At 63.2% G+C, this 14,367-nt stretch carries 13 protein-coding genes; 6 read left to right on the top strand and 7 right to left on the bottom strand.

What is annotated here, in order from left to right; genetic code table 11:
- Nucleotides 1-5: 5 nt before the first annotated feature.
- Both AC1DXM_RS13855 and AC1DXM_RS13850 read right to left on the bottom strand, forming a co-directional pair.
- On the bottom strand, nucleotides 6-929 hold the full coding sequence (locus tag AC1DXM_RS13855; protein ID WP_477233555.1) for a DMT family transporter: 924 nt from the start codon (nucleotides 927-929) through the stop codon (nucleotides 6-8).
- 298 nt (nucleotides 930-1,227) lie between these two features.
- Nucleotides 1,228-2,523, bottom strand: a complete 1,296-nt coding sequence (locus AC1DXM_RS13850) for an amidohydrolase family protein (protein ID WP_477233554.1) — start codon at nucleotides 2,521-2,523, stop codon at nucleotides 1,228-1,230.
- A 151-nt stretch (nucleotides 2,524-2,674) separates the two neighbouring features.
- Between AC1DXM_RS13850 and AC1DXM_RS13845 the strand changes: the two genes are divergently transcribed.
- Nucleotides 2,675-4,429, top strand: coding sequence for an ABC transporter ATP-binding protein (locus AC1DXM_RS13845; RefSeq protein WP_477233553.1), 1,755 nt, complete (start codon nucleotides 2,675-2,677; stop codon nucleotides 4,427-4,429).
- 113 nt (nucleotides 4,430-4,542) lie between these two features.
- Here AC1DXM_RS13845 and ilvD read toward each other — a convergent pair whose 3' ends face one another.
- Entirely contained in the window at nucleotides 4,543-6,387 is a 1,845-nt protein-coding gene (ilvD, locus tag AC1DXM_RS13840; RefSeq protein WP_477233552.1) for a dihydroxy-acid dehydratase, read from the bottom strand.
- A gap of 271 nt (nucleotides 6,388-6,658) precedes the next feature.
- Between ilvD and AC1DXM_RS13835 the strand changes: the two genes are divergently transcribed.
- Nucleotides 6,659-7,126, top strand: coding sequence for a VOC family protein (locus AC1DXM_RS13835; protein ID WP_477233551.1), 468 nt, complete (start codon nucleotides 6,659-6,661; stop codon nucleotides 7,124-7,126).
- A gap of 45 nt (nucleotides 7,127-7,171) precedes the next feature.
- On the opposite strand, the gene AC1DXM_RS13830 is transcribed toward AC1DXM_RS13835, so the two are convergent.
- On the bottom strand, nucleotides 7,172-8,764 hold the full coding sequence (locus AC1DXM_RS13830) for a peptide chain release factor 3 (RefSeq protein ID WP_477233550.1): 1,593 nt from the start codon (nucleotides 8,762-8,764) through the stop codon (nucleotides 7,172-7,174).
- 140 nt (nucleotides 8,765-8,904) lie between these two features.
- Between AC1DXM_RS13830 and AC1DXM_RS13825 the strand changes: the two genes are divergently transcribed.
- Nucleotides 8,905-9,978 carry an NAD(P)/FAD-dependent oxidoreductase gene (locus AC1DXM_RS13825; RefSeq protein ID WP_477233549.1) on the top strand — a complete coding sequence of 358 codons (1,074 nt, stop codon included), beginning with the start codon at nucleotides 8,905-8,907 and terminating at the stop codon, nucleotides 9,976-9,978.
- Here AC1DXM_RS13825 and AC1DXM_RS13820 read toward each other — a convergent pair.
- From AC1DXM_RS13820 to AC1DXM_RS13810, 3 genes are all read right to left on the bottom strand, one after another.
- Complete coding sequence (locus tag AC1DXM_RS13820) at nucleotides 9,972-11,345, bottom strand: amidase (RefSeq protein ID WP_477233548.1); 1,374 nt, start codon at nucleotides 11,343-11,345, stop codon at nucleotides 9,972-9,974. The genes AC1DXM_RS13825 and AC1DXM_RS13820 overlap by 7 nt on opposite strands.
- A gap of 133 nt (nucleotides 11,346-11,478) precedes the next feature.
- The gene (locus AC1DXM_RS13815) at nucleotides 11,479-12,273 is read right to left on the bottom strand and encodes a class II glutamine amidotransferase (protein ID WP_477233547.1); all 795 of its coding nucleotides are present in this window, start codon (nucleotides 12,271-12,273) and stop codon (nucleotides 11,479-11,481) included.
- A 15-nt stretch (nucleotides 12,274-12,288) separates the two neighbouring features.
- Nucleotides 12,289-12,543 carry a DUF6356 family protein gene (locus AC1DXM_RS13810; protein ID WP_477233546.1) on the bottom strand — a complete coding sequence of 85 codons (255 nt, stop codon included), beginning with the start codon at nucleotides 12,541-12,543 and terminating at the stop codon, nucleotides 12,289-12,291.
- A 115-nt stretch (nucleotides 12,544-12,658) separates the two neighbouring features.
- Between AC1DXM_RS13810 and AC1DXM_RS13805 the strand changes: the two genes are divergently transcribed.
- The 3 genes from AC1DXM_RS13805 to AC1DXM_RS13795 all read left to right on the top strand — a co-directional run bounded on the left by AC1DXM_RS13805 (nucleotide 12,659) and on the right by AC1DXM_RS13795 (nucleotide 14,363).
- Complete coding sequence (locus AC1DXM_RS13805; RefSeq protein WP_477233545.1) at nucleotides 12,659-13,129, top strand: Lrp/AsnC family transcriptional regulator; 471 nt, start codon at nucleotides 12,659-12,661, stop codon at nucleotides 13,127-13,129.
- Between the two features lie 85 nt (nucleotides 13,130-13,214).
- Nucleotides 13,215-13,700 carry a dUTP diphosphatase gene (gene dut / locus AC1DXM_RS13800; protein WP_112560621.1) on the top strand — a complete coding sequence of 162 codons (486 nt, stop codon included), beginning with the start codon at nucleotides 13,215-13,217 and terminating at the stop codon, nucleotides 13,698-13,700.
- Between the two features lie 3 nt (nucleotides 13,701-13,703).
- Nucleotides 13,704-14,363 carry an HAD family hydrolase gene (locus AC1DXM_RS13795; protein ID WP_477233739.1) on the top strand — a complete coding sequence of 220 codons (660 nt, stop codon included), beginning with the start codon at nucleotides 13,704-13,706 and terminating at the stop codon, nucleotides 14,361-14,363.
- Nucleotides 14,364-14,367 lie beyond the last annotated feature (4 nt).

Below are 14,367 nucleotides of genomic sequence, written 5' to 3'. Positions count from 1 at the left end.
CCGCTTCAGTTCACGCCCTTCGGCACGTTCTCCGGCGGCACCACGGTTTCCACCACCTTCTGGCGGTGGAAGATGAACAGGCCGGCGAGGACGACGATGGCCGAGCCGATCAGGATGCGCGGGCCCGGCACATCGCCGAAGAAGGCCAGGCCGAAGATCACCGCCCACAAAAGCAGGCTGTAGTGCAGCGGCGCCAGCGTCGAGGCCGGCGCCAGCTTCAGCGCTCTGGTAATCATCAGATGGGCGCTGCAGGAGACGATGCCGAGCAGGAGCATGGCGCCGAAATCGAGTGCCGACGGTGTCTGCCAGGCACCGATGGTCATCACGCCGCCGACCAAAAGCGTTCCGATCGTCTGCCAGGTGACCAGTGTGGTGTCGCTGGTGCCGCGCAGGCGGCGGCTGAGAATGATGGCGAAAGCGAAGGCAATGCTGCCGACCAGCGCGAACATCGAGGAGAGCGAAAACGCTGCCGAGGACGGCTTCAGTATGATCAGCACGCCGCAGAAGCCGACCAGGATGGCAGCCCAGCGGCGCCATCCGACCTTTTCGCCGAGCAGAAAATGCGACAGCGCCGCCACATAGATCGGCCCGGCCATGTAGAAACTCATCACGTCGGCAAGCGGCAGATAGACAACGGCGGCATAGAACAGAGCGGTATCGACCGTTGTCGCAACCACGCGCAGAGACTGGAGGACAGGCCGCTCCATCTGGAACAGCTTGGCAGTGCCCTGGTTGGCGATCATCGGGCCAAGCACGATGAACGCGCCGATCGAGCGGATAAACACCACCTGGCCAACCGAGAAAGAGGCGACCAGCCATTTGCCCATCGCGTCGTTCAGCGCGAACATGAAGTCGCCGGCCAGCATCAAGAGAATGCCGGCCAGAAGCACGTTCCTGATCGTAAAGTTGCGAGCGAGCGACTGGGCCATGCGGCTCCCTAGCTCCAAGTCGCCGCTTTGACGAGGCAAATCGGTAAGACCAGCGGCGGAAATCGGCTGTCTCTATGCCTTTCCTGGCTATCCGCAACCTTGCTGCGAAAGCCGGGCTATTGGGGCCGCGGGCGGATAATGATCGGGCGATAGATGATCGGCCTGTCCCAGGATCGAAAACCGAAACCCTTCTGAATTCGGCGCGCCGATCGAGGTCGATGCGCTGCAGGCACTCGGCAAAGGCCGTCGTACTTTTTTGTGAAGCAGATGCAATGGCCTGTTGGGCCGGCCTGCTTGCCTACGACGCCGACGCACTTGCGGCATTATGCCGGCGGTTCACCTGGCCCGACCGCCCGGCGATCGACAGCCGCGTCTCCTGCTTCGTGCGCTCGGCCACCACCTTGCCCCTGGCAACGACGCAGAGCCGTTCGGCGCGCAGGCGCAAGGCCTCTATCGGGTTGCCGGCGTCGAGGATGACGAAGCTGGCGCGCTTGCCCACGGCAAGGCCGAGATGATCGAGACCCATGATGGCGGCGTTGACATTGGTGACCATGTCGAAGCAGCGTGCCATGTCGGCCGGGCTCGACATTTGCGCGACGTGCAGGCCCATGAAGGCTACGTCGAGCATGTCGGCGGTGCCCAGCGAATACCAGGGGTCGAGCACGCAATCCTGGCCCCAGCCGACACGGATGCCGAGCGCCAGCATCTCTTTCACCCGGGTCAGGCCACGGCGCTTGGGAAACGTATCGTGGCGGCCCTGCAGCATGATGTTGATCAGCGGATTGGGGATCGCCGACACACCGGCCTCGGCGATCAGCGGCAGGAGCTTTGAGACGTAATAATTGTCCATCGAATGCATGGAGGTGAGGTGCGAGCCGGCCACTCTGCCCTGCAGGCCGAGGCGCTGCGTCTCATAGGCAAGCTGCTCGATATGGCGTGACAGCGGATCGTCGGTCTCGTCGCAATGCAGGTCGACCATCAGCCCGCGCTTTGCCGCAATTTCGCAAAGTTCGGTCACCGAGCGCGTGCCGTCGGCCATGGTGCGTTCGAAATGCGGGATGCCGCCGACGATGTCGACGCCCATGTCGAGCGCGCGCAGCGTGTTCTGCCGCGCCGTCGGCGAGCGGTAGAAGCCGTCCTGCGGGAAAGCGACCAGTTGCAAGTCGATATAGGGCGCGACAATCTTCTTGACGTCGAGCAGCGCCTCGACCGCCAGCAAGCGGTCGTCGCAGACATCGACATGAGTGCGGATGGCGAGCAGCCCCATCGAGACCGCCCAGTCGCAATAGGCGAGCGCCCGCTCACGCACGGCATCATGCGTCAGCAGCGGCTTCAGCTCGCCCCACAGCGAAATGCCTTCGAGCAGCGTGCCCGAGGCGTTGATGCGCGGAATGCCGTAGGACAGCGTCGCATCCATGTGGAAATGCGGGTCGACGAAGGGCGGCGAGATCAGATTGCCATGGGCGTCGATCGACGTGCCGGCGCTGACGTTCAACTTTGGCTCGATGGCGACGATCGTCTCGCCGACAATGCCGAGATCGGCGATAGTGCCATCAGGCAGCGTTCCGCCGCGCACAACAAGGTCGAAATCCATCTGTCGTCATCTCCCTGCAGATTGAGCGCCTATCGTCGCGATGGGCACCCTCTTTTCCAAAGGTTCCATCCGGCGGCAACTCGCTCTATAAGCCGCCAGTCGCCCCCGTGGCGAATCCGAAATTCGTCTCAGTCAGGCATGGGATCAACCATTGTTTCGCTTCTTCCGTTCGACGGAAAACCAGCGCCTCATCGCGAGGCTAGTCAGGGAATCCTTCAAAGAGCACAAGTTTGGCTATGCCGCCGCGATCGCGTCGATGCTGGTGGTGGCCGCCATGACGGGCGCCAGCGCCTGGATCCTGCGCGAGATCACCAATGAATTCGTGATCTACAAGAGGCTCGACCGCGTCAACCTGATCGCCGGAGGGGTCGCCGCGATCTTCGTCTTCAAGGGCATCGCCAATTTCGTCCAGGCCTATTTCATGAGCCGCGTCGGCAATGCCATCATCGCCGACCGGCAGCGCAAGATCTATGACCGCATCCTGGCGCAAGGCATCGAATTTTACCATTCGACCTCGTCGTCCGACCTGATCACCCGCATGACCAACAATGCGCAAGCGGCGCGCAGCGTGCTCGACCTCGTCGTCACATCCTATGTGCGCGATCTGGTGACGATGGTTGTGCTGGTCGGAGTCATGGTCTGGCAGCAACCGGGGCTGTCGCTGATCTGCTTCGTCATCGGGCCTGTCGCCATTTACGGCGTCAACCACATATTGAAGCGTGTGCGCAAGATTGCGAAGCAGGAATTCCGCTCGCTCGGCCAGATCGTGCAGGTGATGCAGGAAACGGCAATCGGCGTGCGTGTCGTCAAATCCTTCGGTCTCGAAGGCGCGATGCGCAAGCGCATGTACAAGGCGGTGTCGGACGTGGAGAACCGCGCCAACAACATCGCCACGCTGGAAGCCGCCACCAGTCCGGTGATGGAAACGCTGGCGGGGCTGGCCATTGCCGGGTCGGTCCTGGTCAGCGGGCTTCTGGTGCTGGAGGGCGGCCAGATGCCGGGCAACATCATGGCCTTCATCGCGGCGCTGCTTTTGGCCTATGAGCCGGCAAAGCGCCTGGCGCGCGTCCGTATTTCGCTGGAGAGCGGCATTGTCGGCGTGCGCATGATGTTCGAACTCGCCGACCGGCCGCTGACCTTGGCCGAAAAGCCGGATGCAAAGCCGTTGCTGGCCGGGCCGGGCGAAATCCGTTTCGACGAGGTCAGCTTCGCCTATCCGGAAAGCCCGCCGGTGTTCGAAGGACTGGATCTGACGCTTGCGGCCGGCAAAATGACGGCGCTGGTCGGGCCCTCGGGCAGCGGCAAGTCGACCATCCTCAATCTGATCATGCGCATGTATGACCCGCAGTGCGGCAAAGTGCTGTTCGATGGTCAGGACATCTCCGGCGCCACGCTTGCCTCGGTCCGGGAAAAGATCGCGTATGTCAGCCAGGACACGTTCCTGTTTGCCGGCACGGTGATGCACAATATCCGCCTCGGCCGTCAGGACGCGACCGACGAAGAGGTGATCGCCGCCGCCAAGGCCGCCAATGCGCATGACTTCATCAGCGCCATGGCCAAGGGTTATGAGACGGAGGTCGGCGAAAACGGCGCGCTGCTTTCAGGCGGCCAGCGCCAGCGCATCTCGATCGCGCGCGCCATGCTGCGCAATGCGGAGATCCTGCTGCTCGACGAAGCGACCAGCGCGCTCGACGCCGAATCCGAGGCGCTGTTCCGCGATGCGCTGCAGCAGCTGACGGTCGGGCGCACCACCATCGTCATCGCCCACCGCCTGTCGACGGTGCACCAGGCCGACACGATCGTGGTGCTGGAAGCCGGCAAGGTGGTGGAAAGCGGCGCGCATCGCACGCTGCTCAACCAGGGCGGGCTGTATCAGAAGCTTTATGAGTATCAGTTGATGCCGTGAGCCTTACCCTCCCCCTTGTGGGGAGGGTCGCTGCGAAGCAGCGGGGCGGGGGTCGGCGCCGCACCCCCACCCGGACCTTCGGTCCGACCTCCCCACAAGGGGGAGGTACTAACTTACTCCGGCACGTGCCGCACTGCGCCCTTGTCGGCGCTGGTGGCGAAGGCGGCGTAGGCGCGCAGCGCCGTCGTCACCTTGCGCTTGCGCTTTTCCTCGGGCTTCCAGGCTAAGGCGCCCTTGGCCTCCATCGCCACTCGCCGAGCATCGAGTTCAGCATCGCTGACCGCCAGGTGGATGATGCGGTTCGGGATGTCGATCTCGATCGTATCGCCTTCCTGCACCAGTCCGATCAGCCCGCCTTCCGCCGCTTCCGGCGAGGCATGGCCGATCGACAGGCCTGACGTGCCGCCGGAGAAGCGGCCGTCGGTGACCAGCGCGCAGGCCTTGCCCAGCCCTTTCGACTTCAGATAGCTCGTGGGATAGAGCATTTCCTGCATGCCGGGGCCGCCGCGCGGCCCTTCATAGCGGATGACGACGACGTCGCCGGCCTTGATCTCGTTCGACAGGATCGCTTTCACCGAAGCGTCCTGGCTTTCGAACACCCGCGCCGGGCCGGTGAATTTCAGGATCGACTCGTCGACGCCGGCCGTCTTCACGATGCAGCCGTCGAGCGCCAGATTGCCCTTCAGCACCGCAAGGCCACCGTCCTTCGAGAACGGCGCCTCGGCCGACCGGATGACACCTTTCTCGCGGTCAAGATCGAGCTCGTCCCAGCGGCGGTCCTGGCTGAAGGCGACTTGCGTCGGCACGCCGCCGGGGGCGGCAAGGAAGAAGTCGCGAACGTTCTGGCTCGTGGTGCGGGAAATATCCCAATGGTCGAGCGCTTCGCCAAGGCTCGCCGTATGCACCGTCGGCAGGTCGCGGTTGAGCAGCCCGGCATTGTCGAGCTGGCCGAGGATGGCCATGATGCCGCCGGCGCGGTGGACGTCTTCCATATGCACGTCGGATTTGGCCGGTGCGACCTTGCACAGCACCGGAACCCGCCGCGACAGCCGGTCGATGTCTTCCATGGTGAAGTCGACCTCGCCCTCATGCGCGGCCGCCAGGATGTGTAGCACGGTGTTGGTCGAGCCGCCCATGGCGATGTCGAGCGTCATGGCGTTTTCGAAGGCGCCCTTGGAGGCGATGCTGCGCGGCAATGCCGTCTCGTCATCCTGCTCATAATAGCGCTGGGCGAGATCGACGATGAGATGGCCCGCCTCGACGAACAGGCGCTTGCGGTCGGCGTGGGTGGCCAGCGTCGAGCCGTTGCCCGGAAGCGACAGGCCGAGCGCCTCGGTCAAACAATTCATCGAATTGGCGGTGAACATGCCCGAGCAGGAACCGCAGGTCGGGCAGGCCGAACGTTCGATGACCTTGACGTCCTCGTCGGAGATCTTGTCGTCGGCGGCGGCAACCATGGCGTCGACGAGGTCGAGCGCCTGCGTCTTGCCGGCCAGCACCACCTTGCCGGCTTCCATCGGGCCGCCTGACACAAAGACGGTGGGGATGTTGAGGCGTAGCGAGGCCATCAGCATGCCAGGCGTGATCTTGTCGCAATTGGAGATGCAGACCATGGCGTCGGCGCAGTGCGCATTGACCATGTATTCGACGGAATCGGCGATCAGCTCGCGCGACGGCAGCGAATAGAGCATGCCGTCATGGCCCATGGCGATGCCGTCATCGACGGCGATGGTGTTGAATTCCTTGGCGACGCCTCCGGCCTTCTCGATCTCGCGCGCCACCAGCTGGCCAAGGTCCTTGAGATGGACATGGCCCGGCACGAACTGGGTGAAGGAGTTGACCACCGCGATGATCGGCTTGCCGAAATCCGAATCCTTCATGCCTGTAGCGCGCCACAGGCCGCGGGCGCCGGCCATGTTGCGGCCATGGGTGGTGGTGCGGGAACGATAGGCTGGCATGGATATTCCTTAGCTGGCTGGCTGCGCCCAGTGCGGAGCGTGGCGGCGCTGAATTTGGATCGCAGGGTTTATAGACCGCCAAGTATGGTCTGGCCACATTTTTGCAATGCGCCAGATTCTCGTAAAAATCGGAGTTTGCGAAAAAAATTGCGGCCAGTGTCGGATCGTCTGCTGGACGCGCGTCCTTGGGTCAACGGCAAGGGAATGGCACCATTTCTAGAGTCAGCCGTTTCATCCGTAACCGCAACCAAAACACCCCGAGGAGCGAGACATGCAAAAGATCACCACCTGCCTGTGGTTCGACGGCCAGGCCGAAGAGGCGATGAATTTCTACGTCTCCATCTTCAAGAATTCGAAGGTTACGAGCGTCCTGCGCTGGCCCGAAGGCCACGCTGATGCGGGCAAAGTGCTGTTGACCACGTTCGAGCTCGACGGCGTGCCGTTCCAGGCGCTCAATGGCGGCCCGCAATTCAAGTTCAACGAGGCGATGTCACAGTCGATCGATTGCAAAACGCAGGAAGAGGTCGATTATTTCTGGGAGAAGCTCACCGAGGGCGGCGAGCCCGGAGCCTGCAGCTGGCTGAAAGACAAGTTCGGCGTCTCCTGGCAGGTCGTGCCGGAGCAACTGCCGCGCCTGCTTCTGGATCCGGACCGGGCCAAGGCCGGGCGGGTGATGTCGGCAATGATGCAGATGGGCAAGATCGACATCGCGAAGATCGAAGCGGCGGCCAAGGGGTGAGAACTGCACGATCTTCCCTTCTCCCCCTGTGGGAGAAGGAAGAACCTACGCCGCTCTGTCGCGAACCTGGTAGTCCTTGATGGTGGCGAAGCGGATAGCTTTCCAGCGCTCGGCTTCGTAGTTCAGGGAAAAGGCGTGCTGGGCGAGGAACACCGGGTCATTGTCGAGGTCGCGGGCGATATCGCCGCGATGCGCCTCGATGAAGCGAAGCGTCTCGGCCTTGTCGTCGGCCGAAATCCAGCGGCAGACGGAAAAGCGCGACATCTCGAATTCGACCGGCAGCGTGTATTCGAAATTCAGCCGTTCCTTCAAAACGTCGAGCTGCAGGGCGCCGACCACACCGACGATTGCCGGCGAGCCATCCTCGGGCGAAAACAGCTGCACGACGCCTTCCTCGGCCATCTGGTGCAGTGCTTCCTTGAGCTTCTTGGCCTTCATCGCATCGCCGAGGCGGACGCGGCGCAGGATTTCCGGGGCGAAATTCGGTACGCCCCTGAAGAGAATTTCCTCACCCTCGGTCAACGTGTCACCAATGCGCAGCGTGCCGTGGTTGGGGATGCCGACGACATCGCCGGCAAAGGCCTCGTCGGCGGTGACGCGGGTGCGGGCGAAGAAGAATTGTGGCGCCGACAGGCTCATCGGCTTGCCGGTGCGCACCAGCTTGGCCTTCATGCCGCGCTCGAGTTTGCCCGAGCAGACGCGGACAAAAGCGATGCGGTCGCGATGGTTGGGATCCATGTTGGCCTGAATCTTGAAGACGAAGGAGGTCATTTTCTCCTCGGTCGCTTCGACCTTGCGGGTGTCGGCCTCCTGCGCGCGCGGCGGCGGCCCGAAGGCGCCGAGCGCCTCGATCAGGTCGCGCACCCCATAATTGCGCAGCGCCGAGCCGAAATAGACCGGCGTCAGATGGCCTTCGCGGAATGCATCGATATCGAGCGGGCGGCAGGCTTCGCGCGCGAGTTCCAGCTCCTCGATGAAGGCCTCGCGCTCGTTTTCCGGCAACAGGCCGGCGACGCGGTTGGAATCGGGACCATTGACCGGCGTGCGGTCTTTCTCCGCGTCGCCCTTGCGCACCGCATTCAGCGCCAAATGATAGGTGCCGGCAAACGTCTTGCCGCGGCCGATCGGCCAGGTGATGGGGGCGGTATCCAGCGCCAGCTTCTGCTCGATCTCGTCCAAAATCTCAAACGGGTCGCGGCTTTCGCGGTCCATCTTGTTGACAAAAGTGATGATCGGAATGTCGCGCAGCCGGCAGACTTCGAACAGTTTCAGCGTGCGCGGCTCGATGCCCTTGGCCGCGTCGATCACCATCACGGCGCTATCGACAGCCGAGAGCGTGCGATAGGTGTCGTCGGCGAAATCCTCGTGGCCGGGCGTGTCGAGCAGGTTGAAGACATTGTCTTCATATTCGAAGGTCATCACCGAGGTGACGACCGAAATGCCACGCTCGCGCTCGATCTTCATCCAGTCGGACCGGGTCTGGATGCGGTCCTTCTTGGCCTTGACCTCGCCGGCAAGCTGAATGGCGCCGCCGAACAGCAGCAGCTTTTCGGTGAGCGTCGTCTTGCCGGCGTCGGGGTGGGCGATGATCGCGAAAGTGCGGCGGCGCGATACCGCCTGTTCGATGTCTTCAGCCAATTTGTGGAATCCTGTCTGTGGCGCGGGCTTCTAGCAGCGCTTTCCCGGCCTGTCGACAGTTTCGGGCCGGTGGACCCTGAGCGCACTTGAGCTTGAGCCGCCGCAATGGCATCACGGATGCCAGTTTGAAGAGGACCGGCATGAGCAATCCGAAACAAGTCATCGTCATCGGCGCCGGCATTATTGGCGCGTCCATTGCCTGGCACCTGACTAAGGCGGGCGCGCAGGTGACGGTGATCTCCGAGAGCGGCGCAGGTGGGGTCGCCACACCCAATTCCTTTGCCTGGATCAATGCCAGTTGGGGCAATCCCGAGGTGTATTTCCGGCTGCGAACCCGCGCCATGGCCGAGTGGAAACGGCTGGCAAACGAGTTGCCCGGCCTGCCGCTCGCCTGGTGCGGCGGGCTGTGTTGGGATCTGCCTGCCGGCAGGCTTGAAGCCTATGCCACCGAGCACTCCTCATGGGGTTACGGCATCGAACGCGTGGGCCGCGAACGGGCGGCGCAAATCGAGCCCAATCTGGTCGAGCCGCCTGAATTCGCTGTCTATGTCGCTGAGGAAGGCGTGGCCGAGCCGGTTACGGCGGCCAAGGCGCTGCTGGCCGATGCTGAACGGCACGGCGCGAGGGTGGTTGCGGGCACAGTCGACAGGCTCGCTCTAGTCAACGGCAAGGTGACCGGCGTGGTTGTTTCGGGCGAGACGATTGTCGCCGACGAAGTGGTGATCGCGGCCGGCACCGGCGCCCCAGCCATTGCCGCCACCGCCGGCATCAAACTGCCGATCGAGACGCCGCCCGGCCTGATTGTCCACTCGCGGCCATACAAAAAACTGCTCAACGGGCTGGTGCATGCCGAAAAGCTGCATATGCGCCAGACCGCCGAGGGCCGCATCATCGCCGGCTCGGATTTCGCCGGCGGCGATCCGGGCGACAACCCTGACGCAACAGCGCGCGAACTGTTTGCGGCAGCGAAGGCAGCCTTGCGTGGTGGCGACGGGCTGGAGCTTGATTTCCACACGGTCGGCTACCGGCCGACGCCGACCGATGGCTTTCCGATCGTCAGCCACGCCGAGGGCATGGATGGCCTTTACGTTGCGGTCATGCATTCGGGCATCACGCTGGCGCCGGCGGTTGGACTTTTCGCCACACGCGAAATCCTCGATGGCGAGCGCGACCCGCTGCTGGCGCCCTATGGTATGGAGCGTTTCGCTCAATAGCCCGGCGGCCGGCGAAAGCCACCGGTGAGCGGTTCGATTGCTCTGGCGATACCGAGCAGCCGCGCTTCCGACCAGCGCGCGCCGACCAGCTGCAGGCCAATGAGCAGGCCGTCGCGGTCCTGCCCGCAAGGCAGCGAAAGGGCCGGATGGCCTGAGTAATTGAAGGCCGCGCCATAGGCCGGGAGCATCCAGTAGCTTTGCTCCTTGCCGTCGACCTTGATCGATGTGCCGGGTTCGCAATGCGGGAAGGCCGTGGTCATGGCGACCGGGCACAGCAACGCATCGCAATTTTCGAAGAACCTGTCCCAGGCGAGGATGGACCTGTCACGGCGGGCGAGCACGTCGAACCAGCGCGCGACCGGAGTCGGCTGTTCAGGCGGTTCGGGTTGCGCGGCCTCCAGCATCATGCCGATCAGCGCGCCGCCCTGCTCCAGATCGTTGAGCAGATCGATCTCAGGTAGTTTTGCCGGCTCGACGGTCGCACCCGCCGCCTGAATTCGCTTCGCCAGAGCGTCGACGGCAGCGCTGATGTCTCGGGCCACAGGAAAACCGGGAAAGGACGGCGCCACATTGATGCGCAATGTCTTGAGATTGATTTTTGGCATGGCCTCGACTGGCACCGGCGCGAGATCGGTGTCGACGCCATCCGGGCCGGCGATGATTTTGTAGATCAGCGCCAGATCGTCCACGGAGCGCGCCAGCGGGCCGAGGCAGGACATAAGTCGCACGCTGCGTGCCGCACCGCCCGGGTCGGGAAAAGCGCCGGCCAACGACACACGATGCTCGGTCGGCTTTAAGCCATAGACGCCACAGAAGCTGGCCGGCAACCGGATCGAAGCCTGCATGTCGGTGCCGACATCGAACGGTGTCATGCCCGTCGCCACCGCTGCCGCGGCGCCACCGCTCGAGCCGCCGGCTGTGCGGTCGAGGTTCCATGGATTGCTGGTGCGGCCGAACAGCGGATTGTCCGACTGCCAGTCGCCCAGCATGGTCGCGACATTGGTCTTGGCCGTGAGAATGCCGCCGGCAGCCTTCAATCGGGCGACGACCGGGCTGTCTGCTTTTGCCACATAGTCGGCGAACGGTGGAAAGCCTACGGTGGTCTTCATGCCTGCCGTTTCGTGCATGTCCTTCAAGGTGAAGGGCACGCCATGCAGCGGGCCGAGAGCGTCGCCGCGCGCCTGCGTCGCGTCGGCCTCTTTTGCGCGCTCACGAGCCCCTTCACGGTCGAGATTTATGACGGCGTTGACAGCTTCGTTGTGCCGGTCGATCTGCGCCAGATGCGCGTCAAACGCTTCAACGGCGGATATTTTTCGCGCAGCGATTGCGGCGGCGAGGTCGGTGGTCGAGGAGAAGACGAGGCCCATGACGAATGCTCCGGCAGCTGTCCCGTTATGACGGCTTGAAGCCAAGTTCAGCACTTCTAGGACAGGTAGCGCTTGATCGGAATTGCGCTAGCCGTTCGGTCGAGGGGCGCGAAGGAATGCGGCCTAGATTGGCTTAGACGACCAGCGCCAACCTTGCCGACGCCGGAACAAACGGCCGAATCGCCATGCCATCACCTGTAATGGTGACGAAACTCGCCGGCGGGATCGCTTGCCAGTCGCCGCCTTCGCGGTCGAAGGGCTCCGACACGATGCAGCGGCCGCCATTGCGGACCGAGGTGTAGAGCGTCGGCGCGTGGACGTCGCTCGCGTAGCGCACGGCATACAGCGCCAGCCCATCGGAAAAGGCGGCAGTGAGTTTCAGGGTCGGCTCAAGGCCGGCGCGGCGTGAAGCCTCGATGACGCGGGCGGTGGCGCGCGACACGGCACCTTGCGGGTCACTGGTGAGACCCTCGTCGATCATCAGCAGGAAAAACAGTTCGGAATCGGTGGTGCCTTCGCGTTGGTCGAAGACGGCGTCGGAAAGCGAATTTTCCAGCGCGCGACGGATTTTCTCGAAGCCGCCGATCTGGCCGTTGTGCATAAACGACCAGTTGCCGGAGATGAAGGGATGGCAGTTCATGCGGCTGGTGGCGCCGCCGGTCGACGCCCTGACATGGGCGAGGAACAGGCCGGATTTGATCTGCCGACACAGGCTTTTCAGATTGGGATCCGACCAGGCCGGCAGGATGTCACGGTAAAGGCCGGGCTCGGGCCGGTCGCCATACCAGGCGAGGCCGAAACCATCGCCATTGGTCGGCGACTTGGCTTCCTGGGCGCAATGGCTCTGGGCGATCAGCGAATGACAGGGCGCGGTGACGATGTCTTCGAGGAAGACTGCTTCACCAAGATAGGCCGCCCATCGGCACATCGCTTTTGACCGTTCCTAGGCGCGATCCAAGAGAGCCTGGGGCTCTTTGACCGCGTGTGAGCCTCTGTTGTGCGTCCGTTTATAGAGTTCGCGAACGATTCGGCTTGCCGTAGTCTCGAAGAGAAATGGCAAGAAAGCGTGAACAAGCGCAGCTCCGGCAGCCATCAGGAGGCGCGAGGAGAACCAGGCGGCAAAAGCCATGTGGCTGAAATAGGTTTCGCCGACCTTGGCCGGGTGCGAGGTGAAAAGCTTCGAAAACAGCGTCGTCATGGTGATCCCTCCAGCCGGGATAAGCCCCGATGCTGGGTATCTTGCCATAGGGGAAAGGTTCATCGGTCTCAATTTGTCCTTGCCTAACGGTGTAGTTCGGGACATTCATCCCAACATGGCGCTTGAATTCGATGAAATAGACCGAAGATTGCTGGCCGAGCTGCAACGCGACGGCACGCTGTCGGTCGACCAGCTCTCGGAAAAAGTGTCGCTGTCGCGCAACGCCTGCTGGCGGCGCGTCAAGCGGCTGGAGGAGGACGGCGTCATCACCGGCCGGGTGGCGCTGGTCGATGCCGACAAGCTCGGGCTCGGGCTTTCGGTGTTCATCCTGATCCGCACCTCCAACCACGATCCGGACTGGCTGCAGAAATTCCGGGCGGCGGTGACCGGTTTCTCAGAGATTACCGGGGTCTACCGTATGTCCGGCGATCTCGACTATGTGCTGCGCGCCCGCGTCGCCGATGTGAAGGCCTATGACCGGCTCTACCAGCGGCTGATCGCCAAGGTGGCGCTGTCCGATGTTTCGGCTTCATTCGTCATGGAAGAGATCAAGGAGACGACGGTCGTGCCCGTGGAACTGCGCTAGGTCATCGTGACGCCGCAAAGAAAGCCGTTGATAGCGTGGCGGGCGAGTTGACCGAATCGCGGTTCGCGCCGATAGGATCGATTTTATGCGCGCAGCCCTCCACACCTCCTCCGTCATTGGTCCCACTGTCGGCTTCGTTCGGTTGCCGCATGGTGAAGGACTTCCCCTCCCCGCCTATGAAAGCACCGGTGCCGCCGGCATGGATTTGCGCGCCGCGGTCCCGGACGACCGGCCGCTGCTGATCCTTCCGGGCAAGCGCGCCCTGGTGCCAACCGGGCTGATCCTGGAGATCCCCGAGGGGATGGAAGGCCAGGTGCGGCCGCGTTCCGGCCTTGCCTTCAAGCACGGGCTGACCGTCCTCAATTCACCAGGCACGGTCGACAGCGACTATCGCGGCGAGGTCAAGGTGCTGCTGGTCAATCTTGGCGACGAGGATTTCGCGGTGACGCGCGGCATGCGCATTGCCCAGATCGTGTTTGCCACGGTGACACAGGCGACGGTCGAGGAACGCAGCCTGGCCGGCGGCACAGCGCGCGGCGCGGGCGGATTCGGGTCGACCGGCACCGCCTGAATGCTGGGCCTTCCAAAACTGGTCATCTTCGACTGCGACGGGATTCTGGTCGACACCGAGAACCTTGCCAACCGGCGGCTCGCCGAGTGGCTAACTGTCGCCGGTTATCCCGCCACATTCGAATATTGCCGCAAGCATTTCTCCGGCCGCAGCATGATCTCGGTACAGAAAGAGATCGAAGCTTCGACCGAAGCCCGGCTCGGCGTCGATTTCGTCGATCGCTGGAATGCCGGCCTGCCCGATCTGTTCGCGCATGGCGTCGAGGCGATCCCATACGTCCGCGACTTCATCGAAGTGGTGCGCACTGCCGGCATCGCCTATTGCGTCGCCACGTCGGCACGCATCTCGAAGATGCACATCACGCTCGGCCAGACCGGGCTGCTGCCGCTGTTCGAGCATGCAATGTTCTCGGCAACCATGGTCAGCCGCGGCAAGCCGTTCCCGGACCTGTTCTTGCATGCGGCAAAGACCATGGGTTTTGCGCCGGCCGACTGCATCGTCATCGAAGACAGCGTCGCCGGGACACAGGCCGGTATTGCCGCCGGAATGCGCGTCTATTCCTATCATGGCGATCCCTATTCCGACCGCGATGGCCTGGCCGATGCCGGCGGCGTCCTGTTCGATGACATGCGCGCACTGGCGGGGCTGGTGCCGATCCACTGATCTG

This window comes from Mesorhizobium sp. P3_A2, from assembly GCF_056403115.1.
Note: the sequence above shows the minus strand (reverse complement) of the source record. Positions and strands in the feature narration are given on the sequence as shown.